We start from the raw sequence: 25,605 nt of genomic DNA on the forward strand, positions 1-25,605 counted from the left end.
CGCCTCTTCACTATAATGCGGATCACTCTACAAGTTCGACGGCCCGGCGGGCCGGGGTGCGACTCACCCCGCCGCGCGGCGCGGCGCGGCCTTCTTGGCAGTCGTCTTCTCGGCCCCCGTACTCTTCGCGGCCGTCTTCTTCGCCCCGGTCTTCTTCGCCCCGGTCTTCTTGGCGGCAGACTTCTTCGCTGGTGTCTTCTTCGAGGGCGTCTTCTTGGTCGTCGACTTCGGTTCGGGCTCGGCGGGTTCCTCGTCGACGTCGCGCCCGCGACTCTTGACGGAGGCACGGAGAGCCGCGAGCAGGTCTGCGACCTCGGAGTCGTCGTCGCCCTCGGGCTCGTCGGTCTCCGGGAAGGCCTCACCGCCGCCGGCGCGCGCCTCGATCAGCTTGGCGAGCTCCACCTGGTAGGTGTCCTCGAACTGGCTGGGATCGAAGTCGGAGGCCATGGTCTCGATGAGCGACGCCGCCATGTCGAGCTCCTGGTCACGGATCTCGATGTCGGAGTTCAGGAAGTCGAAGTCGGGGACGCGGACCTCGTCGGGCCAGAGCAGCGTCTGCAGTGTCATGACGCCGTCGATCACCCGCAGCGCCGCCAGCCGCGTCTTGTTGCGGAGGGTGAAGTTGGCGATCGCGAGGCGCTCGGTGGTCTCCAGCGCCTTCGCCAGGAGCACGTACGCCTTCGGCGACTTGGACGACGGCTCCAGGTAGTACGGCTTGTCGAAGTAGATGGGATCCACCTGGTCGATCGGCACGAACTCCAGGATCTCGATCTCGGGACTCTTGCTGACCGGCAGCGACGCGAGGTCGTCCTTGGTGAGGATCACGCGGTCGCCGGACTCGGATTCGTACGCGTTCGCGATCTTCGAGAACTCGACTTCGGTGTCGGTGCCCTCGCGCACGCGGCGGTACCGGATCCGGGCGCCGTCGGCCGCGTCGACCTGGTGCGAGGTCCGGTCGTGACTCTCCGTGGCGGAGTACACCTTGACCGGTACGTTGACCAGGCCAAAGCTCAGATCGCCTCTCCAGATCGAGCGCATGTCGGCCATTGTGCCAGCACCGAGGGAACAATGGCGTGCATGACTCGTTCACAACTCGAGGTCGACGGTCGTCGGATCGCGCTCTCCAACCTCGAGAAGGTGCTGTACCCGGAGACCGGCACCCGCAAGTTCGACGTCGTCGACTACTGCATCCGCATCGCCGACGCGATGCTGCCGCACTTGGCGTCGCGGCCCGTGACCCGCAAACGGTGGCCGGGCGGCACCGAGTCGGCACCCTTCTTCGAGAAGACCCTGCCCGCGGGGACACCCGAGTGGATCGCGCGGTTCACCATCGAGCACTCCGAACGCAAGACCGGCTACCCCGTGGTCCGGTCGGCGGCCGACCTGGTGTGGCTGGCGCAGGTCGCGGCCCTGGAACTGCATGTCCCGCAGTGGCGGATCGACCTGTCGGACGACATCGACCGCCGCACCGACCGGATCGTGCTGGACCTCGACCCGGGACCCGACGTGAGTCTCGACGAATGCGCGCGCGTGGCCGTCGACATCCGCGATCTGCTCGACGACGCGGGGCTGTCGTCGTTCCCGGTCACCAGCGGCAGCAAGGGGATTCACGTGTACGCGCGGCTCTCGACGCTGGTGAAGTCCGAGTCGGCGCGGGCCGTCGCGAAGCAGATCGCGACTGCGATGGCGCAGGCCGCACCGAGGACGGTGACCGCGACGATGGCGAAGGCGCAGCGTGAAGGGCGGGTGTTCATCGATTGGAGTCAGAACACCGCGGCCAAGACGACCCTCGCACCGTACTCGCTGCGCGGGCAGCCGAGACCGTACGCCGCGGCTCCGCGGACGTGGGACGAGCTCGCCGAACCAGGACTGTCGCAGCTTGAGTTCACCGAGGTGCTGGACCGCTACGACGAGGTCGGCGATCTCCTCGCGGGCTTGTCGGGCGAGGTCGCCGCAGTCGCGGTCGACCACGCGGCAGGCGGTAGCGACGTCATCGATCTCGGCGAGTACCGAAAGAAGAAGTCGTCGCGCCGGGCGTCGTCGAAGCCGACACCCGCGCCGCCTGGTCCCACCGAACGGCAGCCCATTCCCTCCGGACTGACGGAACTGCGGCCGATGCTGGCCACCGACGATCCGATCGACGGCCTGGACGACGACTGGGCCTACGAGGGCAAGTGGGACGGCTTCCGCGCGCTGGTCCGGGTGGTGGGTGGTCGCGCCCGGTTGATCTCGCGGTCGGGCAACGACCTGACCGGCGACTTCCCCGAGCTCTCGGTGATCGCCGACTGCCTGGTCCGCGACGGGAAGCCGGTCGACGCCGTGCTCGACGGCGAGATCGTCGCGCTCAACGCCGCGGGCATCTCCGACTTCTCACTCCTCGTCTCCCGCAAGCGCACGTCGGAACCGTACGAGCTCCGCCTGCACCTGTTCGACGTCCTCTATCTCGACGGCGTGGACCTGACCGAGCAGCCGTGGGAGGTGCGGCGCGAGATCCTCGACGCGCTGACCTACTTCGACGGCGAGTCCGTCATCGACATCCCGCCCCTGCTGCCCGGCCCCGCCGAAACCGCCGTCGCCGTCGCCCGGGAACGTGGATGGGAGGGCGTCGTCGCGAAACGGCGTGCGGCCCGGTACGTCAGCGGCCGCCGCAGCCCGGACTGGCGGAAGCAGAAGAACTGGAACAGCGTCGAAGTGGTGATCGGCGGCTATCGTCCCGGCCGAGGATCGGAGTCGAAGATCGGATCACTGCTGGTGGGGGTGCCCGCCGAACGCGGACTGCGGTACCTGGGCCGAGTCGGCACCGGGTTCACCGATGCCGAACTCGACGCCCTGTTGGAGGAGTTGCGGCCGCTCCGGATCAGCATGTGCCCGTTCGTGGACGACATCGACAAGCCCGTCGCAGGCAGTGCCACCTGGGTGCTGCCGAAACTCGTCGCCGACGTCGCCTTCATGGACTGGACGTCCACCGGGCACCTGCGGCACCCCACGTGGCGCGGAATCCGGCGCGACAAACTGCCGGGTGATCTGTAGCGCTCGCTGCGGGCGATCATGCTCCGACGAGAGTCCGGACGTCCTTCGCGGTGGCGTCATCCGTCACTGCTGTGACTGCGACTCCTGTTCGGTGAAGTGCCACGTAGTCGATGAAGGTGTCGATCAGCGCACCTTCCCCCGGAGCGTCGATACCGCTCAGATCATCGCCCGGCTCACCAAGGGCACACTCTTCGCGTACGACTGCAATGAATCGAACTCTTCCGCCAGGTGAAGACACGAAGACGTTCGCAGTGCCTCCAACCTCGCGCAGTCGATCGAACAGCGTCGTGAGAAGTTCATCTCCAAGTGCCACGACGACCTCGACGTGACCGTCATCCGATCGTACAAGGCTGTCATCAAGGTCTCGTTCCCAAGCCGCCACCGAGGACCGCAGTTCAGCCAGGCGCCTATTACGCGTGGCGACGTCCGCAAGAACCTGATGAACCCGCTGGTAGGAGATCCCCAGGGCAGCTGCAATGTCGCGCATCGCAGCTCCGGCGTTCCGCAGAGCAGACACCGCCACCCGTTGTGCCTCGCGAGCTGCGGCGTCGGCATCCTCTGCTGCCGATCGAGCCTTCACCAGATTATCGATCGCGGTGGACAAGTCCTTGGGAAGTTGAATGACGACGGTGATCTCATCGATGGGCCGATCAGTCATCACCTGAACGAGATCTCGTGCCATCTCCTCCACGTCTCGCAGGTGAGGAGTCCAGGTATGACGGTCGACCGCAGGGACGTAGATGGACCAGCCATCGTCGTCTTGATCAACGACAGCAACGTAATCCGTCACTTTTTCCACCAGTCCTTTCCCAGCTTGGGCTCGGCTTCCTTATAGATGTCCTCCGCGTGACGGTTCGGAATCTCTGTGTGACGTCCGACCGGCACACGCAAGCCATCGAGCGAGACGATCGTGTGGCGCCCACCTTCGGTTATTCGGCAGTCGACTCCCGCTTCTTTCGCAGCCTGCCTTAGCGCCTTAATGACGTCCCGCTATTTTGTCACCAAACTAGTCTATCGTTGATTGACTTTTCAAGTCAATCAACGATAGACTGCCGATTCACTCCAGGACGAACACCGGAATCACGCGCGTGGTCTTCTCCTGGTACTCGGCGTAGGGCGGGTACGCGGCGACGGCCAGCTCCCACCAGTGGTCGCGCTCGGCACCCATGGGCAGCTCACGGGCGGTCATCGTCTTGACGGTGTCGCCGTCCTGCACGTCGACCTGCGGGTTGGCCTTGACGTTGAAGTACCACAGCGGGTGCTTCGGCGCACCACCGCGCGAGGCGACCATCGCGTACTTGCCGTTCTCTTCCACGCGCATCAGCGGGGTGTACCGCTTCTTGCCGGACTTGGCACCGGTGGTCGTGAAGAGCACGATCTTCATGCCCATCAGTTCGACGGCGTCGGTGGTGCCTGCCTCGAGGACCTTCTCGGTCTGCTCGCGGACCCAGTCGGTGGGGCTCAGTTCGGGAGTTTCGCTCATGCCGTCGATCGTATGACCGATCGGAAGTCGGTGTCGGGGATCCGCAATCGCTACTGTGGCGATCATGCCTCCGAAACGTCGCAACCTCGGCATCGCGCTCGCGGTAGTGGTGCTTCTGCTCTGTGGCGCGACGGTCGTCGCGGTGCAGGCGGGCGGCGTGAACTTCGTGACGACCTGGTGGAACAACCGCGACCGCGCCTATCCCGACCTCGACACCGCGACGATGAGTCCGACGCAGCGGAAGATCGTCGACGTGACGCGCGCCGAGTTCGACGCCCAACCCGACGGCACCCGCTTCTCCGAGGGCGTCGAGGAGAACTGGTGCGCGGACTTCGTCAGCTGGGTGATGCGTGAGGCGGGCGTCCCGTTCGAGAACCCGCACTCCGGGCACTGGCGGATCCCCGGCGTCTACACGTTGACCGAGTACTACCAGGCTCAGGGCCGGTTCAAGGCCGCCGACTCCGGCTACACACCCAAACCAGGTGACGTGATGCTCTACAAGAAGGGCAGCGCCTTCGGGCAGCACACCAACATCGTCCTCACCTACTCCGACGGCCGCGTCACGACCGTCGGAGGCAACGAGTGGGGCGGGCACGTGACGGTCAACGAGTTCGAGATCCGCGGATATGTGGGGCTGGTCGGCTACGGGGTGCTGCCGTAGCGCAACCACGAACGCCTCATCCAAAACGCCCCAGGCGTCGAGGTTCGCGCAGACTTGAAGTCTGGGCGAAGATCTACGCCTGGGGCGTTCTCGTCGGGAGGGGACCGACGAAGCGGGGGTGATCTCGGGTCAGCTCAAGTGGTGCACCTCCTGCAGTCCGTAGACCGGAGTGTCGAGGCCCTCGAAGCGGGCCTTGAGCTGGAGCGCCAAGTACAGCGAGTAGTGGCGCGACTGGTGCAGGTTGCCGCCGTGGAACCAGAGGCCGGGCTGCTGGGTGGGCTTCCACATGTTGCGCTGCTCGCCCTCCCACGGCCCCGGATCCTTGGTGGTGTCCGAGCCGAGGCCCCACACCTTGCCGACGCGGTCGGCGACCTCCTGGCCCATCAGGTCGGCGGCCCACCCGTTCATCGAGCCGTAGCCGGTGGCGTAGACGACGACGTCGGCCGGGAGCTCGGTGCCGTCGGACAGGACCACCGAGTTCTCCGTCAGGTGGTCGACGCCGCCGTGGGCCAGCTTGATGGTGCCGTCGGCGACGAGCTCGCAGGCGCCGACGTCGATGTAGTAGCCCGAGCCGCGGCGCAGGTACTTCATGAAGAGGCCGGAGTCGTCGTCGCCGAAGTCGAGGTCGAAGCCGGCCTTCTCGAGGCGGTCGTAGTAGTCCTTGTCCTGCTCGCGGATCTGGTCGTACAGCGGGATCTGGAACTGGTGCATGATCTTGTACGGCAGCGACGCGAAGGTCATGTCGGCCTTCTTCGTGGTCATGCCCGACGCCACGGCCTCCTCGCTGTACAGCCCGCCGAGCGCGATCTTCATCAGCGACGCCGACTTCACCACGTGCGTCGACGACCGCTGCACCATCGTGGTGTCGATGCCGTTCTCGACGAGGGCCTTGCAGATGTCGTGCGCCGAGTTGTTGGCGCCGATGACGACGACCTTCTTGCCGACGTAGCCGTCCGGACCGGGGTGCCGGCTGGAATGGTGCTGGTCGCCGGCGAAGACGTCCTGCCCCGGGAAGGTCGGGACGTTGGCCTTGCCGGACATGCCGGTGGCGAGCACCAACTGCGTCGGATGCAGGGTCATCTTCTCGCCCTCGCGGACCACCTCGACGGTCCACTTGCCTGTGGCCTCGTCGTACGACGCCGAGGTGCACTCGGTCTTGCTCCAGTACGGCACCTCCATCACCTTGGTGTAGAACTCGAGCCAGTCGCCGATCTTGTCCTTCGGTGCGAACACCGGCCAGTTGGCCGGGAACGGCAGGTACGGCAGGTGGTCGTACCAGACCGGATCGTGCAGGCAGAGGGTCTTGTACCGGCCGCGCCACTGGTCGCCGGGGCGGTCGGACTTGTCGATGACGATCGACGGGACCCCGAGCTGACGGAGGCGGGCGCCGAGCGCGATGCCGCCCTGACCGCCGCCGATGACGAGGACGTACGGCTGCACGGCCCGGCCGAGCTCGGCCTCCTCGTCCTCCCGCTTCTCCGCCCACGACCGCGGGTCCGGATCGCTGCCGTGCACCGCGCCCATCGGTCGCGAGAAGCCGTTCCGCTCCTCGTGGCCCTTGAGCTCCTGCAGCGTGGTGAGCAGCGTCCACGCGCGGTCGATGCCGTCGTCGTCCTCGCGGATGCGCAGGTGCCCGTCGCCGCGACCGACCGCGGTCTCGAACTCGATGAACGCCTCCGCGACACCGTCGGCGTCGGTCGCATCCTCGGTGCGGGCGAAGCCGCCGGCCGCGGTCTCCTGCTGCCGTTCAGCGAGCATCGCGGTGATCTGCTCGTGACCCTCGACGGTCTTCAGGTTCCAGGTGAACGCGACCAGGTCGCGCCAGTACGAGTCTTCGACGAACAGCGCGGCGACAGCCGCGGGCTCACCCGACGCGAGTGCCGTGTTGAAGCGTTCAAGCCAGGCGTCGACGCGTTCGCTGGGGGTCTTCTCCCCGGTCCCGGCCGGCCGGTCGATGGTCTGCGTCATGGGAGTGTCCTTTCACTGCCGTTGAACAATTGCTGTGACACACAGCACACTCCGACCGGAAGGTGGCAGCAACGGTTGCAGGGGGTTGCAACATCCTTGACCGAACCGACGCGGCGACCGACGCTGGACGCAACACTATGACGCACGACACAGTGAGGGAGATCGGCGATGCATCTGGAAACCGTGGAGCCCGCGATCACCTCCGCCGACGATCCGCGCGAGTTCGCCGCCACGCTGTCGGCCATGTACGACGCGAAGATGTCCGGCAGCCGGATGCCCGCGCACCCGCGCACGGTGATCAGCGAATCGTGGGCGCGCGCCGCCGACGCCGGCGTCGATCCCGACTGCGGCTCCGACGACGATCCCCTGAGCTTCACCGCCGTGCAGCAGCGTCGCGCCGACTCCGGCCTGGCCGGCAGCCTCGACACGATCGTCGGCGGGCTCGGAGCGCTCATCACCGACAGCGACAACCTCGTCATCGTCGCCGACGCGAGCGGCCACGTGCTGTGGCGAGCGGGCGAACATCGCGCGCTGCGCCGCGCCGACCGGCTCAAGTTCTCCGAGGGCGCGTCGTGGGCGGAGAGGCAGGTCGGGACCAATGCGATCGGCACCGCCCTCGCCGCGCGCCGACCGGTGCAGGTGTTCTCCGCCGAGCACTTCGTCCGCTCGCATCACGCCTGGACGTGCACCGCCGCGCCCATCCGCGATCCCCGCACCGGCGAGCTCCTCGGCGTCGTCGACGTCAGCGGTCCCGCGCCGTCGATCCACCCCGCGACCCTCGCGCTGGTCAACTCCGTCGCGCTGCTCACCGAGGCGCGACTGCGGGAGGACCACCGCTCGCAGTTGGACCTCCTGCGCAGCGTCGGTGCCCCGATCGTCAGCCGGGTGGGGCAACCCGCGATGGTGGTCGATCAGCACGGCTGGGTGGCCGCGGTTAATCAGCTGCCCGCCGTCCAGCGGATCGCGGTCACGCGCCCGTTCGCGGCCGGTCGGTCCGTCATCGGCACCTTGGGGCTCTGCGACGTGGAACCGCTGCCGGGCGGATGGCTGCTCCGGACCGCGGACGACGGTCCGCGCGAGCGGAAGGTCGTCGTCTCGGTGACCACCGCGCCCGACGGCACGGCGTCGGTCCACGTCGACTCGGGGGCCGCGGCATGGACCTTCCGCCCGTCGCCTCGGCATCTGCAGATCATCGGCCTGCTCGCCGAGCACCCCGGCGGGCTGACGGCCGCCGAACTCGCGACCAACCTGTTCGGATCCCCCGATCAGACGGTCTCCGCGCGCGCGGAGATGTCACGCCTGCGACGACACCTGCGGGAACTGCTCGCGAGCTCCCCCTACCGCTTCATCGACGCCGTGGAAGTACGCCTGCCGACCCCGTGACACCGCGGCCGGAGTCGACGATTCGGTGACGTGCCGCTGAACACAGCAACACCTCGGACACGATCTGACCTCAGATCGTGTCGTGGTCTAGTGTCGTCACGAGCAGGCGGCGCTAGCCTAGATCAGGAAACGGCCGATGCCCTGAAGGAGTCGCATGTTCGTCGTCGCGCAGATCAGCGACCTCCATTTCAATGGGACCGCTGACCATCGCAAGCGCGTTGCCGCGGTGATGGACTATCTCAACGGTCGGTGCGGCGGCCCGCGGAACATCGACGCCCTCCTGGTCACCGGCGACATCGCCGACGAGGGCCTCCCCGAGGAGTACCGCGAGGCGGCGGATGCGCTCGGCACCGACATTCCCACGCTGATGACCCTCGGCAATCATGACGACCGCACGGCGTTCAACTCCGTCGCGCACGACGCCGAGTGCAGCGAACCGGTGAATTCTGCCCTCAAGCTCGACGGGCTCCTGGTCCTGGCGCTCGACTCCTCGATCCCCGGCCGGTCCGACGGCTACCTGGCGCGCGGAACCCTGGACTGGGCGCGCACGCAGATCGTCGAGGTCGACGCCGGCACGCCGGTCCTCGTCGGTTTCCACCACCCCGCGCTGACCGTCGGCATTCCGTTCATCGACGACCGCTGCCAGCTCGATCCGGCCCTGCTCGCCGAGTTCGTCGCCGAGCATCCGAACATCGTCGGCACCGTCGCCGGACACGCGCACACCCCGGCCGTCACGACGTTCGCGGGCCGCCCGCACGCGATCGCCCCCGGCGTCGCGTCCACACTGAACCTGCCCTTCGAGGGCACGGACGTCGTCAACACGGTGCAGCGGCCCGGCGTGGCCTTCCACCTGATCGACGAGGGGCGGCTGACGACGCACTTCCGCGGCGTTCCGTCGTAACGGCCTCGGTCAGCCGTTCCGCTGCTCCCACGCCGCACGGATCGCCTTTGGTATCCGCCCGCGCTCGGGAACGTCGAGTCCCTGGGTCGTCGCCCACTCCCGGATCTGCTTCGGCGACGCTTCGGGCCCCTCGGCCATGGTCGCGACCACCGCGTCGGTCCCCTTTCGCTGCCCGTACTCGTGCAGCGCGGCGCCCAGCCACCGGTACGACCACTCCTGGGCCAGGCTGCGGTTGTCGCAGAAGACGATGGGGACGTTCGGGAAGCGGATCTGCGCTTCGGCGACGGCTTCCGCGAGCGACGCGCCGCTCGCGTGCTCCTGTTTGAACGCCTGGCTGTACGGCGCCTCCACCACGACCGCCGCGCGGAACAGCTCGGACATCTCGGCGAGGCCGTAGTTCAGTTTTCCGGACAGGAGGCTCGACGCGAGGTCGCCCATGCTCTTGCGTTCGATGCTCGCGATCAGCTCGTCGCCGTCGAACACCCCGTAGTCGCCAACCTTCAGCTTGCGCTTCTCGACGTTGGCCTGCTGGTGGCCGAAGTTCCAGGCGTAGCGCTCGCCGGTGTCGACGACGATGTCGAGGACCGAGCCGTGGGCGCGCGCCGTCGGCAGCGCGACATTCGGTCGGGCCTGTTTCGCGGTCTGGCGCGACTGCCAGAAGATCATCTCTCGTCCGCGCGCCTGCGTGATGACGAACTGTGAGCGGGACTTGCGGGCGCGGTCGACGACGAGGTCGATGGCCGCCCCGCGCTTGCTGACAGACTTCACCGGCAGGGTCTCGACGATCTCCGGATCCGCCGGCCACTCGTCGGCGCGGTGGCAGTAGACCTTGGTCGCTCCGGGCCAGGTGTCGCGCACCTTGAGTACGATGCCTCGCGGCCCGATGGGAATGCGCACCAGGTACGGCAGCGTCGATCCCTCTTCGGGGTTCCGTGCGATCAGGAAATCGTCGGGCACACCGTGAGCCTATCCGCTCACTCCCGTCGACGCGTCTGACGGAACGGTGACACACCACCCTTGCGTTGCGCGAGAATGCAGGTCACGGCGAGCGCTCGGGAGGCTTGAATGCAATCGTGGTCGGAGATCGTTGCTGACTTCGGTCGGAACTGGCCCATCTATGCCACGATGCCCGTGATCGCCGCCCTCATCGGTTGGGGCACCAAGATCGTCGCGATCAAGATGATGTTCCGTCCGCACAAGTTCCGCGGCCTCGGCGTCCTCGGTTGGCAGGGCATCATCCCCAAGCGCGCACCGGAGATGGTCGCCGTCCTGCGCGAGACGCTCACCGGCAGACTCATCTCGTCGTCGGAGATCGTGGCGAGGGTCGACGGCCCCGAGCTGGCGGCGCTGATCGAACGTCCGCTGCGCGCGCAGGTGTCCACGATCGTCCGATCCGTGGCACCGGAGTATCAGCCTGCCGCATGGAATCTCCTGCCCGGACCCGTGCGCGACGCGGTGGTCGAACGCGCGCAGCGCGCCTCGCTCGACGTGGTGGTGGAGATGACGGATGCGCTGACCGAGCACATCGACGACGTCTTCGACCTCCAGGAGATGGTGACGAAGGAGTTCCTCGCCGATCCGGAGACCCTGGAGAAGATGTTCCTGGAGGTCGGTCGCCGCGAGTTCGCCTTCATCCGGCGCAGCGGTCTCGTGTTCGGCTTCCTGATCGGCCTGGTGCAGGTGGCGGTCTGGGCGCTGTTCCACAATCCGTGGGTCATGCCGTTCTTCGGCCTCTTCACCGGTTGGTTCACCGACTGGGCCGCGCTGCGGCTGATCTTCAACCCCAAGGAGCCGACGAAGTACTTCGGACTCATCACCTGGCAGGGCCTGTTCCTCAAGCATCGCATCCCGGTCTCCGAGGAATACGCCGCCCTCATCGCGAACCGCGTGCTGACCTCCGACCGACTGGTGCGGGGACTCTTCGAGGGGCCGCACCGCGACCAGGTGGTCGATCTGGTCGCCGAGGTGATCGAGGACTCAGTGCGCGAGCACCTGGGAAGTATGGAACAGATCGTCCGCGCCGAGGTCGGCGATCTCGGGGGCGTCGACAAGCTCGGGGTCGGCGGACTCACTCTCGGAAATCTGCTCGGCGTCGCATCGGGAACGCTGAGCGGCCCACTCAAGGGGGTCACGGGCATCGGCCTCGATGCCATTCAGGTGGGACCGATGTGCCAGGCTGCGGCGTCCGACCTCGTCGACGCTCTTCCCCGAGTCCTCGAGCCGGCGCAGGACTACCTGGAGAGGGCCCTCGACATCGCGGCGATCCTCGACGAGAAGATGAAGGCCATGACGCCGGAGGAGTTCGAGGGCGTCCTGCGACCGGCCTTCCAAGCCGACGAGCGGACCCTGATCATGGTCGGCGCGATCCTCGGCTTCCTCGTCGGCGAACTCCAAGTACTCCTCGTCGAACACTTCAGTGTCTGACCCGCATCGAATGTTATCTACATCACTACGCATTGCGTAACGATGATGCGATGCGTAATACTTTTATTACGCAACCGCGAACACCTCTCCAGAACCGAAGGAGGCCGTCATGGCCAAGGCAACCACCCCCGCGAAGACCGCCACCAAGTCCACCGTCGCTCCCGAAACGCAGATCACCGACTTCCTCAGTTCCGTCGTCGACTCCACTCGCACCCTGGTCGATGGGCTGCTCGAGTCCGCAGGCGACGTCGAGCGGACCGTCCGCGAGCACGCCGACGATGCCATCGAGAAGCTGACGCCGTCCAGCGACGACATCGAGGCACTGCGCAAGCACGTGAAGAACCTCGCCGAACAGGTGGAGAAGCTCGCCAACCTCCGCGTCTCGACCGACAAGGCCGATGACTCGGCGGAGTAGCCGACGAACCACACCACTCCTCGTCCGGGCAGCAGCCGCTGTCCGGACGAGTCGCGTGCCCCGACCGACTGCGTAGGCTGAGTTCGCCGGACTGCAGTCCCACTCGCACGCCGATCCGCCACTTCCCGAAGGAGCACCCCCTCATGGCCGACGACGATCCGTACCTGATCAAGCGGTATTCCAACCGCAAGCTGTACGACTCCGTGCGCCGCAAGTTCACCACACTCGACGAGGTAGCCAAGCTCCTCGAGTCAGGCGTCCGCATCCTCATCAAAGACCACGACACCGGCGCCGATCGGACCGATGAGGTCCTCGCACAAGTCTTGCGCCGACGTGTTCAGAGCTCCCCCGGGTCGTCCAACCTGCTCGCCGACCTGCTGCGCGGATCGGCCGGCACCGCGGCCGCCGTGGTCGACGGCGCCGCCGGCGAGGTCCTCAGGGCCGCAGGCGTGACCTCGCAGGACACCGCCCGCTCCGCCGCTTCGTCCGAGCCCACCCCGGAACCGACACCGACCCAGACGCCGCCGCAGGCGCAGCCACCCGCCAACGACGCGGCCAACGAGCAGATCGAGCGACAGGAGGCGGAGATCCGCGAATTGCGCGATCAAGTCTCTCAGTTGACCCAGGCGGTGTCCGCGCTGATCGCACATCAGGTGGACGCGGCGGAGAAGAACGCTGACACCGAGTCGTAGCACCCCGGGGTCGCCGCTCAGGAGAGATCCAGATCACATTGATTACGCATTGCATAATTGTCTACGCGATGCGTAAATTCGGTATTACGCAATCGCGTAATGAGGAAACGGAGAATCCCATGAGCACCGCCGCCACCAAGACCACCACCAAGAACTCGGGCAAGACCACCAAGAAGACCGCGAGCAAGAAGACCGCAGCCAAGAAGGTCGCCGCCGCGAAGAGCACCGCTACGAAGAGCACTGTCGCCCGCCCGCGCTTCTCCAGGATCTTGGCGTCGCTGGCCGATGGCACCAAGGACGTCGTCGACTCCGTCATCGACTCGGCCACCGATCTGGAGAACGGCACCGTTCGTCGCGTCGAGCGCCTCCGCGACCGCGTTCTCCCGACCGACAGCGACGTCCAGTCCATCGCCGACACCGTCGTGGAGCAGGTCGAGCGCCTGCCTCTGGTGCGCAAGAGCGCCTGACGCCCCGCCCCCGAAAGCGCTTATGCGGTACTTCCGTCCCACATAGCGGGTCAGAAGTGCGGCCTGAGCGTGCACCGGCCGCCGCACCAGCGGAATCACGGCCGTCGACCGCGGATGGCCGAACCATGTGCCGGTGACCGGCAGCGACCTGTCCGCGGAGTCGTGGTCCATGACCGAACAGGTCCGAACCATCGCCCGCGATCGGATCCGCGGGCACGCGGGCGGCACCGACGCGACGACGCTCCGTGGCGTCCGCATCTGGATCCGAGATTTCCTCGACCTCTGACCGTCACCCGCTCGCACTACCAACGCGTACGACGGCCTGACACCCTCGAATGTCCGATTCTCGGCGCCTATGGGTGGTGGCTGTGCGAGAAACACGTCGGCCCCTCCTCCCGAGCGGGAGAAGGGGCCGATGTGCGGAGAACTACAGCGCGGCGATGATGTCCTCGACACGGTCCTTCGCGTCACCGAACAGCATCTGCGTGTTGTCGCGGAAGAACAGCGGGTTCTGGACGCCGGCGTAACCGGCGGCCATCGAACGCTTGAAGACGATGACGTCCTTGGCGTTCCAGACCTCGAGCACCGGCATGCCTGCGATCGGGGAGCCCGGATCCTCGGCGGCGGCCGGGTTCACCGTGTCGTTGGCACCGATGACCAGGACGACGTCGGTGTTCTCGAAGTCGTCGTTGATCTCGTCGAGCTCCAGCACGATGTCGTACGGCAGCTTGGCCTCGGCCAGCAGCACGTTCATGTGACCGGGCAGACGACCGGCGACCGGGTGGATGCCGAACCGGACGTCGATGCCCTTGGCGCGCAGCTTCGAGGTCAGGTCGGCCACCGGGTACTGCGCCTGGGCGACGGCCATGCCGTAGCCCGGCGTGATGACGACGCTCTTGGCGCTCGACAGCAGCTCGGCTGCGGCGTCGGCCTGGATCTCGCGATGCTCGCCGTAGTCGGTGTCGTCCGACTTCGGGGCCTCGATGCCGAAGCCGCCGGCGATGACGGAGATGAACGAGCGGTTCATCGCCTTGCACATGATGTACGACAGGTAGGCACCCGAGGAGCCGACCAGTGCACCGGTGACGATCAGGAGATCGTTGTTGAGCAGGAAGCCCGACGCGGCCGCGGCCCAACCGGAGTACGAGTTCAGCATCGAGATGACGACCGGCATGTCGCCGCCGCCGATCGATGCGACCAGGTGCCAGCCGAGGAACAGCGCGAGCGCGGTGATGACGGCCAGCAGGATGAAGCCGGTGGTGTCGTCCTTGGCGTCGCGGGCGACGTAGATGCCCGTGAGGACCGCGAAGACGACCAGCGAGCCGACGTTGATGAAGTTCTTGCCCGGCAGCATCAGCGGCGCGGACTTCATCTTGGCCGACAGCTTCAGGTTGGCGACGATCGAACCGGTGAGGGTCACGGCGCCGATGAAGATGCCGATCGCGACCTCGGCCGAGTGGATGCCGATGAGGGCACCGCGGTCGGCGTCGGCGACGCCTTCGAGGTGCGCACCCTGGATGGCGCCGTTCCAGCCGATCAGGACGGCGGCGAGGCCGACGAACGAGTGCAGCAGGGCGATGAGCTCGGGCATGCCGGTCATCTCGACGATCTTGGCCTGCCACAGACCGATGAGCGCACCGACGAGCATGGCGCCGAAGAGCAGCACCAGCGGCAGCCACTTCAGGTCGATCTCATCGAGGTCGAAGATCTTCTCGACGACCAGCGCGATGGTGGCGATCAGGGCGAACGCCATGCCGACGATGCCGTAGGTGAGTCCGCTCTTGGCCGACTCGTGCTTCGACAGTCCCGCGAGGGAGAGGACGAAGAGCAGTGACGCGATGACGTAGGTCGCGATGGAGACTGCAGTGATGGTCATTGGGTCACGCCCCCTTACTGAACATGGCGAGCATGCGGCGCGTGACCGCGAAACCACCGAAGACGTTGATGGAGGCCACCAGGATCGCGATCGTCGCCAGGACCATGACGGTCACGTTGTTCGTCGCGAGCTGCAGCAGCGCACCGACGATGACGACGCCCGAGATCGCATTGGTCACCGACATCAGCGGCGTGTGCAGCGCGTGCGCCACATTGCCGATCACGTAGTAACCGATGACGATCGCCAGCATCAGCACGGTGAAGTGCTCGGGCAGCGGCGCGGGCGCAAAGGCCACGACCACACCGAACAGGATGATGCCGATCAGAGCCAGGCCGACCTTCTTGGCCGGCGACATCGGCTCCTTCGGCTCCGCGACCGGCACCTCGACGGCGGCGGCCTTCGGAGCTGCGGACACCTGCACGGGCGGCGGCGGCCACATGCCCTCGCCGTCCCGGGTCACGGTGATGCCGCGCTGGACGATGTCGTCCATGTCGAGCGTCAGCTCGCCGTTCTTCTCCGGCGTCAGCAGCTTCAACAGGTTGACGATGTTGGTGCCGTACAGCTGCGAGGTCTGCGCGGCCAGACGACCGGCCAGGTCGGTGTAGCCGAGGATGGTCACACCGTTCTCGGTGACGACCTTCTCGTCGGCGACGGCGCCTGCGGCGTTGCCGCCGCTGGAGGCCGCCATGTCGACGATGACCGAACCGTGCTTCATGGCGGCGACAGTCTCCGCGGAGATCAGTCGCGGTGCCGGACGGCCCGGGATCTGCGCGGTCGTGATGACGATGTCGGCGCCTCGAGCCTCCTCGTCGTACATCGACGCCGTCGCAGCCTCCTGCTCGGCCGTCATCTCCTTGGCGTAGCCGTCTTCGGACTTCTCCGCCTCGAAATCGACCTGGACGAACTCGGCGCCCATCGACTGGACCTGCTCGGCCACCTCGGGACGCACGTCGAAGGCGCGGACGACCGCACCCATCGCCGATGCGGCGCCGATGGCGGCCAGACCGGCCACGCCGGCACCGACCACGAACACGCGGGCCGGCGGGATCTTGCCCGCGGCGGTCACCTGTCCGGTGAACATCCGGCCGAACTCGTGCGCAGCCTCGACGACGGCGCGGTAGCCGGCGACGTTGGCCATCGACGACAGCACGTCCATCGACTGGGCGCGCGAGATACGCGGCACCGCGTCCATGGCCAGCGCCGTGACGCCCGCGTTCTGCAGCTTCTCGAGCAGCTCGGGGTTGCGCCCCGGAGCCATCATCGAGATCAGCACGGCGCCGCGGCGCAGACGCGCGATCTCCTCGTCGGTCGGTGCATTCACCTTCACGACGATGTCGGCGCCCCACACCTCCTCGACCGTGCCGATTCGCGTGCCCGCATCGCTGAACGCCTTGTCGGGCTGTTCGGCGAGCTCGCCTGCACCGGCCTGGACGATGACGTCGTAGCCGAGCGTTTGTAGTTGTGCGACCGTCTTGCCGGTCGCGGCGACGAGAGTCTCGCCTGCCTTGGATTCCCGGGGGATGCCGATCAGCATGTCACTGCCTCTCCCACACTCATTGCCTCACCTTGTCTCACAGAACGCGGCACACAAGGATTCGACAACGCGCTGAAGGACACCAGGGCAGAACCCGCCGGGATGTACGGGCGTCATGCCTGAGGCCGGCCAGTGCTTCATCGAACTCGCGCGACACGCCGCAGGAGTCATTAGACCTAGCCTGCTGATGGAAAACGTGGCATGAACTTAGCACGCGGCACCATGCACCCCCGGTGTCGGTTAGCTAGGTCACTTACTCTGGAGTAAGTCGGTTCTAACCCTTGACAACCTGAGCAGCGTGACGGCCCGCGCGTCGTCCGAAGTATGACCCCTCGCCCAGCTGCGTGCCGCTGGAATAGCCTTTTCCGTCCTGCGCGAGGTTCGCCGCGCAGGCTCCCGCGGCATACAGGCCGGGCACCGGCGAGCCGTCTTCGGCGAGGACTTCACCGTCGACCGAGGTCGCCATGCCACCGACCGTAAAGCCTGCGTAGAGGGCTTTTCCGAGGGTCATGTCGAAGGCCGCCCACGGGCCTGTGTCCTGCGGGGCGAGGAAGTCGGCGCTCTTGTGGAAGTCGGGGTCCTCCCCCTTGGCCGCGTACTCGTTGTAACGGTCGAGGGTCGCGGCCAGCGCGGCCCGATCCAGACCGAGTCCGTCGGCCATCTCCTCGACCGTCTCCCAACCGTCGATGAACGGCGCCAACGGAAATTCCGGACGCTGCATGTGGGCTTCGTCGACGATCAGATACGCGGCGTGATCGGTCTGGTCCATCACGAATCCCGACGTGCGGGAGTGATAAGAATCCTCCGCGACGAACCGCTTCGCCTCCTTGTTGACCACCAATCCGGTGAGGAGAATCGACGGCGGATACACCGGCGCGGTGATGAACGCTTGATCCATGTGCTTCAGCTCCGCCCCGACGGAGGCGCCCAATCGGATGCCGAGGCCGTCGTCGAAGGTGTTGCCGAGAGTGAAGGGCTTCTCGGCGAGCTGCGGCACCCACCGGGCGACCATGTCGGGATTCATCACGAAGCCGCCCGCCGCGATCACGACCGACGACGCCTTGATGAACCCGTCCTCGGGGCCGTCCTTCCAGTAGACGCCCGCGACGGCGCCCGCGTCATCGACGACAAGCCGGCGCGCTCCTGTCTCGTACCGGATCTCGACGCCGAGGTCGGCGAGCCGTTTGACGAGCAGCTCGATGACCATGCCCGCGCCGCCCGTGTCGCCGGGGACGGGCACCTTGTGTCCGCGGGGTGCCGGAACGGCCTGTTCACAGAACGGCCACACCTTCTCATTGCCGGTGTACATCAGCCCCTGCGTCTGCGGCTGGATGACGGCCTTCTCCGGGTAGTAGGAGCGCTCGAACTGGAAGCCGAGACCTTCGAGCCAATTGAAATGGTCGACGCTGTCGTCGCAGTAGGCCTTGATCTTCTCCGGCTCGGGTTCCAGCGAGACCGCCGTGAGGTACTTGGCCATCTCCTCGGGGCTGTCGTCGTGGCCCGTCGCCTTCTGCACCGCGGTCCCGCCGCCCAGATAGAAGTGGCCGCCGGCCATGCACGTGGTGGCGCCCGCCGCAGCGGAGCGTTCCAGGACGAGGACGGAGGCACCGGCCGCAGCGGCTTCGGCGGCGGCGCAGCAACCACCGATCCCGGCGCCGATCACGAGCACGTCGACGGTGTCGCTGTAGCCGGTGACGTCGGAGGCGTTGACGATGTCGGGGAGATCGAGTCCACTCATGCCGACCAGCGTAGACCAGAACTAGAACGTGTTCTAGGAACTGAAGTGCAGCGGACCGGCGCACCGACGCCTTCAACTCGAGATTTATTACTTATGAGTCCAGTCCGATTCGTTGACTAACTTTTTATATTTATGAATAATGGCAATCGTGGACACAGCCGACCTCATCCGTTCAGGCGAGAGCTTGGCCGTAGAGTTCAAGCGGGACATCACCGACAAGGAGCTTGCGAAAGCTGTCGCATGCCTGGCCAACGGTAAGGGTGGCACACTACTGATCGGCGTCGATGACGACGGAACCCTGGTCGGCGCAAAACCTCGCCATCCTGGTGAAACTGACCCGAACCGCGTAGCGGCATACATACAGGCCGCCACGGAGCCTGCACTCGCAGTCGCAGTCCGAATCGACATGGTCGACGGGTTCTCCATCATCCGCATCGACGTACCTGTCGCCGATCCCGGCCCCATAGGCACGAAGCTCGGAGTGTTCACGCGGCGAACACTCGACCCCACGGGGCGTCCCGCATGTGTTCCGATGACCCCTCACGAAATCGTCAGCATGGGCATGCTGAGCCGCGGCCAGGATTTCGCGGGCTCGATCGCACTCGGAGCGACTGAACTCGACCTCGACCCGAACGAGTTCGACCGGTTTCGACGGTTCGCTGCGATCGCCGGCGACAGCATCGCCAACCTCACCGACAACGACATCCTGAGAGCACTCGGCTTGGTGCCGCTGACAGCGCCGATCAGCCTGGGTGCCATCCTCCTGTTCGGTACCGGCGAGGCGATATCGCGATGGATCCCCAACGCCGAATGCCTCTTTCAAGACCTTCGGGTCGGCATCGACACCGCAAACGTACGTATCGTCGAACCTCTACTGAAAGCGGCGGAACACATCCAAGCCCTCATCGACGAGCGGAACACCATCACCGAGCTGACTGTCGGCATTCATCGTGTGGAGATCCCACTGATCCCGTCAGTAACCCGTCGCGAAGCCATTGCCAACGCCCTCGTCCATCGTGATTACGCATCACTCGGGCCGATCACTGTTCAGATCACCGACAGCGAGTTCGTTGTCTCCAGCCCAGGAAGCTTTCCGCCAGGTGTCACAGCCACCAACATCCTTGACCAGTCCCGCCCTCGCAGCCCGATTCTCGCGGCCGCTCTGAAACGAGCAGGTGTGGTCGAGCGTCGAGGAAAGGGGGTCAACGACATGTTCGAGCAACAACTGCGGGCCGGCCGCAGCGCCCCCGACTATGCCCGAAGTACCGACGCAGGCGTCATCGTCTCCGTACCACTCGGAAATGCTGACCTCGATCTCGTCCGCTTTCTCCTCACTTGGGAAGATGATCAACAGCACCCGCTCAACCTGGACGAACTCCGGATCGTCCATGAAGTCAAGTCCTCCGGCTCTGCGACCAGCACCGAGGTCACCGAAGCGCTCAACGCGCCGAGCGTGGCCACCAAGACCAATCTTGGACGATTGGTTGAGAAAGGAATCCTGGAGTCACGAGGAACGGGTCGGAGTCGGAAGTACCACCTGACAGCAAGGTTCTACGACCTGGCCCAGGACCGAAACGCCTACGTTCGCGTCAAGGGTGCAGACCCGCTTCAGCAGGAGCGGATGATCCTCGATTATGTGAGCGCCTACAGTTCAATCTCGCGCGCCCAAGCTGCTGAGCTCTGCCAGATCACACCGCCGCAGGCGAGCCGAATACTCAAACAGCTCGCCACCGACGGGCGTCTCGCACTGCGAGGTGAACGGCGCGGCGCTCACTACGTTCTACCCGGCACGCCGCAATAGGACGACTAACGGCCCGCCGGAGTCAGACTCCGACGGGCCGCTTCTCGAGCTTCGACGATCAGGCGGGAACCGCAGCCAGCTCGGCGTCCATGCGCAGCAGGCCGGGCCCGTCCTCGTTGACCATCCTCAGGCGGCCGACCACCTCGCCGACGTTCGCCTCTTCCTCGACCTGCTCGGTGACGAACCAGTCGAGGGTCGGGCGCGACTCGATGTCGCCCTGCGCCTGCGCCGCGAGGTACAGGTTGCGGATCGACAGCGAGATCTCACGCTCAGCGTCGAGTGCGAACTCGAACAGTTCGGTGACGGTGTCGGCCTTGATCGACGGAACCGCGATGTCGCCGATCACCGGGCGGTTGTCGCGAGCGACCAGGTGGTCGATCAGACGGTCGGCGTGGGTCAGCTCCTCGGCCGAGTGCGCCCGCATCCACGAGGCCATTCCGGGAAGGTCACGCAATTCCAGTTCGACGGCCAGCTGGCGGTACAGCATCGCGGAACTGAATTCGCGGGTGATCTGCTTGCCGAATTCGACTTCGAGGTCTTCGTTCATCTTCATTGTTTCGCTCCCCTGGGTAAGAATCATCGGCGATCGCTTCGCCGTCATGACTCCACGGTAGGCATTCGAAACAGTTCTGACCAGCAAGGAAAGGGTCACCACAATAGAATTAGGTTGGGTGCGCCTAAGTTATGGAGACCTTTGTCGATGAGCTCCGTCACCATCTGAAACTCGAATTTTTCGGATGATGCGTGTCGCTATTCTTCTCATCAGTGCGCTGCCTCACCGGAATGGATCCGACAGCACCTGAAAGCCGTCTCGGCCCCGACAGTCGGAACTGCCGGGGCCGAGGATTCACTCCGATCAGCTTCGTCGCGAGCGGAACCCGCGCAGGCGCAGGCTGTTGGCCACGACGAAGACCGACGAGAAGGCCATCGCCAGACCCGCCATCATCGGGTTCAGCAGAGCCGCCGCGGCGAGCGGGAGCGCCGCCACGTTGTAGGCGAAGGCCCAGAACAGGTTGCCCTTGATCGTCGACAGCGTCTTGCGGGAGAGGGCGATCGCGTCGACGACGGCCCACAGGTCGCCGCTGACGAGGGTCAGGTCGCCCGCCTCGATCGCGACGTCGGTGCCGGTGCCCATCGCGAGACCGAGATCGGCGGAGGCCAGGGCCGCGGCGTCGTTGACGCCGTCGCCGACCATGGCGACCACGCGGCCGGACTCCTGCAGCGAGGCGATCGCGGTCACCTTTCCGTCGGGCGTCACGTCGGCGATCACCTCGTCGATCCCGACCTGTACGGCAACATGGCGGGCGGCGCCGTCGTTGTCGCCGGTCAGCAGGACCGGACGCAGGCCCATCCGCTTCAGTTCGGCGATCGCCTCCGCGGAGGTCGGCTTCACGGTGTCGGACACGACGATCACGCCCGCGACCGCATCGAGGTAGGTCACCACGACCGGGGTCGCACCGGCCGCCGCGGCGGCGTCGATCCGCTGCCGCATGCGGTCGTCGAGCGGGACGGGGACGTCGCGCGGGCCGGTGACCGTGACGCGGAGACCGTCGATGAAGGCGGTGACGCCCGCACCGGCCAGGTTGCGGAACTCGGCGGTCCCCGGAAGGTCGAGTCCCAGGTCGGCGGCGCGACGGACCACGGCCTTGCCGATCGGGTGCTCCGAGTTCGCCTCGACGGCGGCGGCCCGCGCCAACAGGTCTGCCTCGTCGACGCCGTCGGCGGGAATCAGCTCGGTCACGGCCATCTCGCCGGTCGTGACGGTGCCGGTCTTGTCGAGCGCGACGGTGTCGACCCGGCGGGTGGACTCCAGCACCTCGGGCCCCTTCAGCAGGATGCCGAGCTGTGCGCCGCGCCCGGTGCCGACCATCAGTGCGGTGGGGGTCGCGAGGCCGAGGGCGCACGGGCAGGCGATGACCAGGACCGAGACGGCCGCGGTCAGCGCGAGGGTCACTCCCCCGCCGACACCGAGCCAGAAGCCGAGCACTCCGACGGCGATCGCGATGACGACCGGGACGAAGTACGCGGAGATCCGGTCGGCCAGCCGCTGGACCTGCGCCTTGCCGGCCTGGGCATCGGCGACCATCTTGGCCATGTGGGCCAGCGCGGTGTCCGCGCCGACGGCCTTGGCCTCCACCTCCAGGCGACCGTGGGCATTGACGGTGCCGCCGACCACGGCGTCGCCCTCGGCGACCTCGACGGGGATCGACTCACCGGTGAGCATCGACTGGTCGACGGCGGACGCGCCGGCGACCACCTGACCGTCGGTGGCGATCTTCTCACCCGGCCGCACCACGAAACGCTCCCCGACCTTCAGGTCGGCGATCGGCACGGTGATCTCGCGGCCGTCGCGAACGACGGTCACGTCCTTGGCGCCGACCTCGGCGAGGGCGCGCAGCGCGTCGCCCGCACGGAGCTTGGAGCGCTTCTCGAAGTAGCGTCCGGCCAGCAGGAAGGTGGTGACGCCCGCTGCGGCCTCGAGGTAGATGTTCGACGACCCGTCGCCGCGGGAGGCGACGAGATCGAATCCGTGGGTCATGCCGGGCACGCCGGCGTCGCCCCAGAAGAGCGCGTAGACCGACCACCCGAAGGCGGCGAGGGTGCCGACCGAGATCAGCGTGTCCATGGTGGTGGTGCCGTGGCGCGCGGTCGCGAGCGCGGCGCGATGGAAGGGCAGGGCGCCCCACACCACCACGGGCGCGGCGAGCGTCAGGGACAACCACTGCCAGTAGGTGAACTGCCAGGCCGGAACCATCGCGAGGACGATGACCGGCACGGTCAGGACCGCGGACACGATGAGCCGCTGTCGCAGGGCGGCGAGTTCGGTCTCGGCGCGCGACGGCGCGGGTGCGTCGTCGTCGCCCACGGGTTCGGCGGACGGCGGGACCACCCGGGTCGCGTCGTAGCCCGCCGCGCGGACCGCGTCGATCAGCGAGTCCGGGGTCACCCCGTCCTCGTACTCGACGTGCGCCTGCTCGGTCGCGTAGTTGACGGTCGCGGTGACGCCGTCGAGTTTGTTGAGCTTGCGTTCGATCCGGTTGGCGCACGACGCGCAGGTCATGCCGATCAATTCCAGATCGACTTCGCGGTCGGCGATCGACTGCGTCATCAGTGCACTCCTTCCTGATCGTGCTGCATCACGGGAGAGTGCGACGGGGCGGGAGCGTCGTCCCAGGGGCCGACGGCCGCGCCGATCCCGAAGGCGGCGCCGAAGACCACCGCGAGTCCGGCGGCGAACGCGGCGATCCGCGCGCCGGGTCTCGCCGAGACGGTCACTGGACCTGGTAGCCGGCTTCGGCGACCGCAGCGCCGACGGCGGCCGGATCGAGCGGAGCGTCACTGGTGATGTCCACGCGGCCGCTGGCCACGTCGACGTCGACCTGCTGGACGCCGGCGATCTCGGAGATCTCTTCGCGGACCGATGCGGCGCAGTGTCCGCAGGTCATGCCGGTGACGGTGATGGTGGTGTTCGCGCTCATGATTCTGGACTCCTCGGTGATGGTGACGGTTCTGGGACGGATCAGGATTTGACGAGTCGGGTGATGGCCTTCATGGCCTCGTCGACTTTGGCCTCGGCGGCCTCGTCGCTCTCCCGCGCGGCTTCGACGACGCAGTGGTTCATATGGTCGTGCAGCAGGCCGAGTCCGACGGACTCGAGCGCCTTGGTCATCGCGGAGACCTGGGTGAGGATGTCGATGCAGTACGCCTCCTCCTCCACCATCCGCTGCAGTCCGCGGGCCTGCCCCTCGATCAGCTTGAGCCGCCTGATGAACTTGGCCTTCTCGGGCAGGTAGCCGTGACCGGCGTGATCGTGGCCCGCGTGATCGTGCGCCGCGGACTGTTCCTTGTCGGTCATCTCGCCTCCTTCGATACCCCCGTTGGGTATCTCGAAGACAGTTCTACTCCGAATTTCGACGCATGTCTACCCCTAGGGGGTATCAATCCTGCGGGTAGCGCGGACTCGGATCAGCGGTTGCGCAAGATGTCGGAGAGACGCGCAAGCGCCTGCCCGACATCCTGCAACGCGGCGGAGACCTCACCGTCTGCTTCCGGCAGCGCGCGGAGCCGATCGGCCGCGTCCTCCACCGCCGACGTCACCGACTCCAGGTCGTCTCCATCGACGGCCAGGCGGCGGCGCGCCGTGGGCACCCCCATCCGGACCGGATCGTCGTTCGAGGAGATCACCTGCACCATCGGCGTGGTCAGCACCGATGCGGCTCCGGGCCGGACCTCCATCCAGCACGAACCGGGCGGCACGTCCTCCGCGGCGGGATCCGGCTCGGCCTCGACGACCGCACCGTGGCGTCCGGTCGTCGGCTCAGTCGAGCGATCACGCTTCGCACGACGACGGCCGCGAGCCGGATCCGGGACCTCCTCGACGTCGATGATCTCGTCGTCCTGCGCTTCGGCGGGTTCGAACCGATCCGGACCAGAAACGACCACCTCGCGGTCGACCGGATTCGCGAGGTGGTGCTCCGCCACGTACTCGCCGCGCGAATCGGGCCACGACGGAGCGACGCTGCGGAAACTCCCCTCCGGGAACGCGAGGAGTTCGGTGTGCGGCAGGTCCTTCAGCGAGGGCATGCCCGCAAAGAGCGCGTCGAGCGACGCCACGCTGATCGACTCGTCCTCGGGAGGCAACGGCGGCAGGTGCGCCGGACCCGCATGGGGACGAGGCGCCGTCGCCCCGACCGGATTCGGCGAGGCGGGTCCGGCGGCGGGCATCCACGGGGGCGCGACGGGCCGAGGCTCCGGCGGAACCGCCTGCGACGGGATCGAGTCTCGTCCGCCATGGCGTCCGACACCATCCGGTCCGGACGGCCTCATCTCATGCCTCCCACTGTCCGCCTGCGCCGGAAACGGCGGTGCCGCGAAGGGCTGCGGCGACGGGTTCGCGGGGAAGTCCTCCCCGAGCGGAGCCGCGTAGCGGTGGTGCCCGCCGTGTCCCGCGAAGAACATGCAGGGAGCGCCGTCGAGCGCCTGCGCGGAGCACTCGAACTCGTCGGCGAGGTTCTGGGCGCCGCGAGCGTAGTCACCCCAGAGCAGCCAGCGTCGTCGACCCGCGTGCTGCTGCGCGCCGTCGGAGGCGTGGGCACCGTCGTGACCTGCCGGAAGCACGCAGGCGACGAGCCAGTCATGGGTCGGAGTCAGCCGCAGCGCGGCGCGTTCCTGCACGGTGGCGACAACCGAAGACCAGCAACCGCCACTGCGCATCGCAACATCACCTTTCCC

General features: G+C 66.8%; 24 protein-coding genes. 10 read left to right on the forward strand and 14 right to left on the reverse strand.

What is annotated here, in order from left to right:
• Window positions 1–63: 63 nt before the first annotated feature.
• Window positions 64–1,038, reverse strand: coding sequence for a non-homologous end joining protein Ku (gene ku, locus ACH46_RS19685; protein ID WP_062395668.1), 975 nt, complete (start codon window positions 1,036–1,038; stop codon window positions 64–66).
• Between the two features lie 39 nt (window positions 1,039–1,077).
• Between ku and ligD the strand changes: the two genes are divergently transcribed.
• On the forward strand, window positions 1,078–3,030 hold the full coding sequence (gene ligD, locus ACH46_RS19690) for a non-homologous end-joining DNA ligase (protein WP_062395670.1): 1,953 nt from the start codon (window positions 1,078–1,080) through the stop codon (window positions 3,028–3,030).
• A 16-nt stretch (window positions 3,031–3,046) separates the two neighbouring features.
• Here ligD and ACH46_RS19695 read toward each other — a convergent pair whose 3' ends face one another.
• Together ACH46_RS19695 and ACH46_RS19700 are read right to left on the reverse strand one after the other, a co-directional pair.
• The gene (locus ACH46_RS19695; RefSeq protein ID WP_157851110.1) at window positions 3,047–3,829 is read right to left on the reverse strand and encodes a hypothetical protein; all 783 of its coding nucleotides are present in this window, start codon (window positions 3,827–3,829) and stop codon (window positions 3,047–3,049) included.
• A gap of 258 nt (window positions 3,830–4,087) precedes the next feature.
• The gene (locus ACH46_RS19700) at window positions 4,088–4,513 is read right to left on the reverse strand and encodes a nitroreductase family deazaflavin-dependent oxidoreductase (RefSeq protein WP_062394485.1); all 426 of its coding nucleotides are present in this window, start codon (window positions 4,511–4,513) and stop codon (window positions 4,088–4,090) included.
• A 64-nt stretch (window positions 4,514–4,577) separates the two neighbouring features.
• Between ACH46_RS19700 and ACH46_RS19705 the strand changes: the two genes are divergently transcribed.
• Window positions 4,578–5,174 (forward strand): CHAP domain-containing protein, encoded by a 597-nt coding sequence (locus tag ACH46_RS19705; RefSeq protein ID WP_062395671.1) that lies wholly within the window; start codon window positions 4,578–4,580, stop codon window positions 5,172–5,174.
• Between the two features lie 129 nt (window positions 5,175–5,303).
• Here ACH46_RS19705 and ACH46_RS19710 read toward each other — a convergent pair whose 3' ends face one another.
• A complete protein-coding gene (locus ACH46_RS19710; RefSeq protein ID WP_062394487.1) occupies window positions 5,304–7,142 on the reverse strand; it encodes an NAD(P)/FAD-dependent oxidoreductase in 1,839 nt (612 codons plus the stop codon).
• Window positions 7,143–7,310: 168 nt separating this feature from the next.
• Between ACH46_RS19710 and ACH46_RS19715 the strand changes: the two genes are divergently transcribed.
• On the forward strand, window positions 7,311–8,525 hold the full coding sequence (locus ACH46_RS19715; protein WP_062394489.1) for a GAF domain-containing protein: 1,215 nt from the start codon (window positions 7,311–7,313) through the stop codon (window positions 8,523–8,525).
• 154 nt (window positions 8,526–8,679) lie between these two features.
• The gene (locus ACH46_RS19720; protein ID WP_062394490.1) at window positions 8,680–9,426 is read left to right on the forward strand and encodes a metallophosphoesterase family protein; all 747 of its coding nucleotides are present in this window, start codon (window positions 8,680–8,682) and stop codon (window positions 9,424–9,426) included.
• Between the two features lie 9 nt (window positions 9,427–9,435).
• Here ACH46_RS19720 and ACH46_RS19725 read toward each other — a convergent pair whose 3' ends face one another.
• Entirely contained in the window at window positions 9,436–10,383 is a 948-nt protein-coding gene (locus ACH46_RS19725; protein WP_062394492.1) for an ERCC4 domain-containing protein, read from the reverse strand.
• Window positions 10,384–10,491: 108 nt separating this feature from the next.
• On the opposite strand from ACH46_RS19725, the gene ACH46_RS19730 reads away from it, so the two are divergent.
• The 5 genes from ACH46_RS19730 (at window position 10,492) to ACH46_RS21160 (ending at window position 13,710) form a co-directional block, all read left to right on the forward strand.
• On the forward strand, window positions 10,492–11,850 hold the full coding sequence (locus ACH46_RS19730) for a DUF445 domain-containing protein (protein WP_062394494.1): 1,359 nt from the start codon (window positions 10,492–10,494) through the stop codon (window positions 11,848–11,850).
• Window positions 11,851–11,959: 109 nt separating this feature from the next.
• The gene (locus tag ACH46_RS19735) at window positions 11,960–12,265 is read left to right on the forward strand and encodes a hypothetical protein (RefSeq protein WP_062394496.1); all 306 of its coding nucleotides are present in this window, start codon (window positions 11,960–11,962) and stop codon (window positions 12,263–12,265) included.
• A 143-nt stretch (window positions 12,266–12,408) separates the two neighbouring features.
• The gene (locus tag ACH46_RS19740; protein WP_062394497.1) at window positions 12,409–12,957 is read left to right on the forward strand and encodes a polyhydroxyalkanoate synthesis regulator DNA-binding domain-containing protein; all 549 of its coding nucleotides are present in this window, start codon (window positions 12,409–12,411) and stop codon (window positions 12,955–12,957) included.
• Window positions 12,958–13,076: 119 nt separating this feature from the next.
• Window positions 13,077–13,424, forward strand: a complete 348-nt coding sequence (locus ACH46_RS21515; protein WP_062394499.1) for a hypothetical protein — start codon at window positions 13,077–13,079, stop codon at window positions 13,422–13,424.
• A gap of 133 nt (window positions 13,425–13,557) precedes the next feature.
• A complete protein-coding gene (locus tag ACH46_RS21160) occupies window positions 13,558–13,710 on the forward strand; it encodes a hypothetical protein (RefSeq protein WP_236995107.1) in 153 nt (50 codons plus the stop codon).
• 141 nt (window positions 13,711–13,851) lie between these two features.
• On the opposite strand, the gene pntB is transcribed toward ACH46_RS21160, so the two are convergent.
• The 3 genes from pntB to ACH46_RS19760 form a co-directional block, all read right to left on the reverse strand.
• On the reverse strand, window positions 13,852–15,300 hold the full coding sequence (pntB, locus tag ACH46_RS19750) for a Re/Si-specific NAD(P)(+) transhydrogenase subunit beta (protein ID WP_062394501.1): 1,449 nt from the start codon (window positions 15,298–15,300) through the stop codon (window positions 13,852–13,854).
• A 4-nt stretch (window positions 15,301–15,304) separates the two neighbouring features.
• On the reverse strand, window positions 15,305–16,834 hold the full coding sequence (locus tag ACH46_RS19755) for a Re/Si-specific NAD(P)(+) transhydrogenase subunit alpha (RefSeq protein WP_062394502.1): 1,530 nt from the start codon (window positions 16,832–16,834) through the stop codon (window positions 15,305–15,307).
• A 274-nt stretch (window positions 16,835–17,108) separates the two neighbouring features.
• A complete protein-coding gene (locus ACH46_RS19760) occupies window positions 17,109–18,572 on the reverse strand; it encodes an FAD-binding protein (protein ID WP_062394504.1) in 1,464 nt (487 codons plus the stop codon).
• 139 nt (window positions 18,573–18,711) lie between these two features.
• Here ACH46_RS19760 and ACH46_RS19765 point away from each other — a divergent pair, with 139 nt between their 5' ends.
• Window positions 18,712–20,373, forward strand: a complete 1,662-nt coding sequence (locus ACH46_RS19765; protein WP_226995694.1) for an RNA-binding domain-containing protein — start codon at window positions 18,712–18,714, stop codon at window positions 20,371–20,373.
• 58 nt (window positions 20,374–20,431) lie between these two features.
• On the opposite strand, the gene ACH46_RS19770 is transcribed toward ACH46_RS19765, so the two are convergent.
• The 6 genes from ACH46_RS19770 to ACH46_RS19790 all read right to left on the reverse strand — a co-directional run bounded on the left by ACH46_RS19770 (window position 20,432) and on the right by ACH46_RS19790 (window position 25,587).
• The gene (locus ACH46_RS19770; protein WP_062394505.1) at window positions 20,432–20,926 is read right to left on the reverse strand and encodes a ferritin; all 495 of its coding nucleotides are present in this window, start codon (window positions 20,924–20,926) and stop codon (window positions 20,432–20,434) included.
• A gap of 303 nt (window positions 20,927–21,229) precedes the next feature.
• Window positions 21,230–23,482: a heavy metal translocating P-type ATPase gene (locus ACH46_RS19775; RefSeq protein WP_062394507.1), complete on the reverse strand. Its 2,253-nt coding sequence runs from the start codon at window positions 23,480–23,482 to the stop codon at window positions 21,230–21,232.
• Window positions 23,482–23,649 carry a hypothetical protein gene (locus ACH46_RS21520; protein ID WP_193392923.1) on the reverse strand — a complete coding sequence of 56 codons (168 nt, stop codon included), beginning with the start codon at window positions 23,647–23,649 and terminating at the stop codon, window positions 23,482–23,484. The genes ACH46_RS19775 and ACH46_RS21520 overlap by 1 nt, the downstream gene beginning before the upstream one ends.
• Entirely contained in the window at window positions 23,646–23,852 is a 207-nt protein-coding gene (locus ACH46_RS19780; RefSeq protein ID WP_062394509.1) for a heavy-metal-associated domain-containing protein, read from the reverse strand. The genes ACH46_RS21520 and ACH46_RS19780 overlap by 4 nt, the downstream gene beginning before the upstream one ends.
• Window positions 23,853–23,893: 41 nt before the next feature.
• A complete protein-coding gene (locus ACH46_RS19785) occupies window positions 23,894–24,229 on the reverse strand; it encodes a metal-sensitive transcriptional regulator (RefSeq protein ID WP_062394511.1) in 336 nt (111 codons plus the stop codon).
• Window positions 24,230–24,339: 110 nt separating this feature from the next.
• Window positions 24,340–25,587 carry a hypothetical protein gene (locus tag ACH46_RS19790; RefSeq protein WP_062394513.1) on the reverse strand — a complete coding sequence of 416 codons (1,248 nt, stop codon included), beginning with the start codon at window positions 25,585–25,587 and terminating at the stop codon, window positions 24,340–24,342.
• Window positions 25,588–25,605: the final 18 nt, after the last annotated feature.

The organism is Gordonia phthalatica (genome assembly GCF_001305675.1).
Classification (GTDB): Bacteria; Actinomycetota; Actinomycetes; order Mycobacteriales; family Mycobacteriaceae; genus Gordonia; species Gordonia phthalatica.

Coding starts and splice junctions, on each gene's coding strand:
- ku (WP_062395668.1), bottom strand. CDS start 1,038: ATGCGCTCGATCTGGAGAGGCGATCTGAGCTTTGGCCTGGTCAACGTA.
- ligD (WP_062395670.1), top strand. CDS start 1,078: ATGACTCGTTCACAACTCGAGGTCGACGGTCGTCGGATCGCGCTCTCC.
- ACH46_RS19700 (WP_062394485.1), bottom strand. CDS start 4,513: ATGAGCGAAACTCCCGAACTGAGCCCCACCGACTGGGTCCGCGAGCAG.
- ACH46_RS19705 (WP_062395671.1), top strand. CDS start 4,578: ATGCCTCCGAAACGTCGCAACCTCGGCATCGCGCTCGCGGTAGTGGTG.
- ACH46_RS19710 (WP_062394487.1), bottom strand. CDS start 7,142: ATGACGCAGACCATCGACCGGCCGGCCGGGACCGGGGAGAAGACCCCC.
- ACH46_RS19715 (WP_062394489.1), top strand. CDS start 7,311: ATGCATCTGGAAACCGTGGAGCCCGCGATCACCTCCGCCGACGATCCG.
- ACH46_RS19720 (WP_062394490.1), top strand. CDS start 8,680: ATGTTCGTCGTCGCGCAGATCAGCGACCTCCATTTCAATGGGACCGCT.
- ACH46_RS19730 (WP_062394494.1), top strand. CDS start 10,492: ATGCAATCGTGGTCGGAGATCGTTGCTGACTTCGGTCGGAACTGGCCC.
- ACH46_RS19735 (WP_062394496.1), top strand. CDS start 11,960: ATGGCCAAGGCAACCACCCCCGCGAAGACCGCCACCAAGTCCACCGTC.
- ACH46_RS19740 (WP_062394497.1), top strand. CDS start 12,409: ATGGCCGACGACGATCCGTACCTGATCAAGCGGTATTCCAACCGCAAG.
- ACH46_RS21515 (WP_062394499.1), top strand. CDS start 13,077: ATGAGCACCGCCGCCACCAAGACCACCACCAAGAACTCGGGCAAGACC.
- pntB (WP_062394501.1), bottom strand. CDS start 15,300: ATGACCATCACTGCAGTCTCCATCGCGACCTACGTCATCGCGTCACTG.
- ACH46_RS19755 (WP_062394502.1), bottom strand. CDS start 16,834: ATGCTGATCGGCATCCCCCGGGAATCCAAGGCAGGCGAGACTCTCGTC.
- ACH46_RS19760 (WP_062394504.1), bottom strand. CDS start 18,572: ATGAGTGGACTCGATCTCCCCGACATCGTCAACGCCTCCGACGTCACC.
- ACH46_RS19765 (WP_226995694.1), top strand. CDS start 18,712: ATGGCAATCGTGGACACAGCCGACCTCATCCGTTCAGGCGAGAGCTTG.
- ACH46_RS19770 (WP_062394505.1), bottom strand. CDS start 20,926: ATGAAGATGAACGAAGACCTCGAAGTCGAATTCGGCAAGCAGATCACC.
- ACH46_RS19775 (WP_062394507.1), bottom strand. CDS start 23,482: ATGACGCAGTCGATCGCCGACCGCGAAGTCGATCTGGAATTGATCGGC.
- ACH46_RS19780 (WP_062394509.1), bottom strand. CDS start 23,852: ATGAGCGCGAACACCACCATCACCGTCACCGGCATGACCTGCGGACAC.
- ACH46_RS19785 (WP_062394511.1), bottom strand. CDS start 24,229: ATGACCGACAAGGAACAGTCCGCGGCGCACGATCACGCGGGCCACGAT.
- ACH46_RS19790 (WP_062394513.1), bottom strand. CDS start 25,587: ATGCGCAGTGGCGGTTGCTGGTCTTCGGTTGTCGCCACCGTGCAGGAA.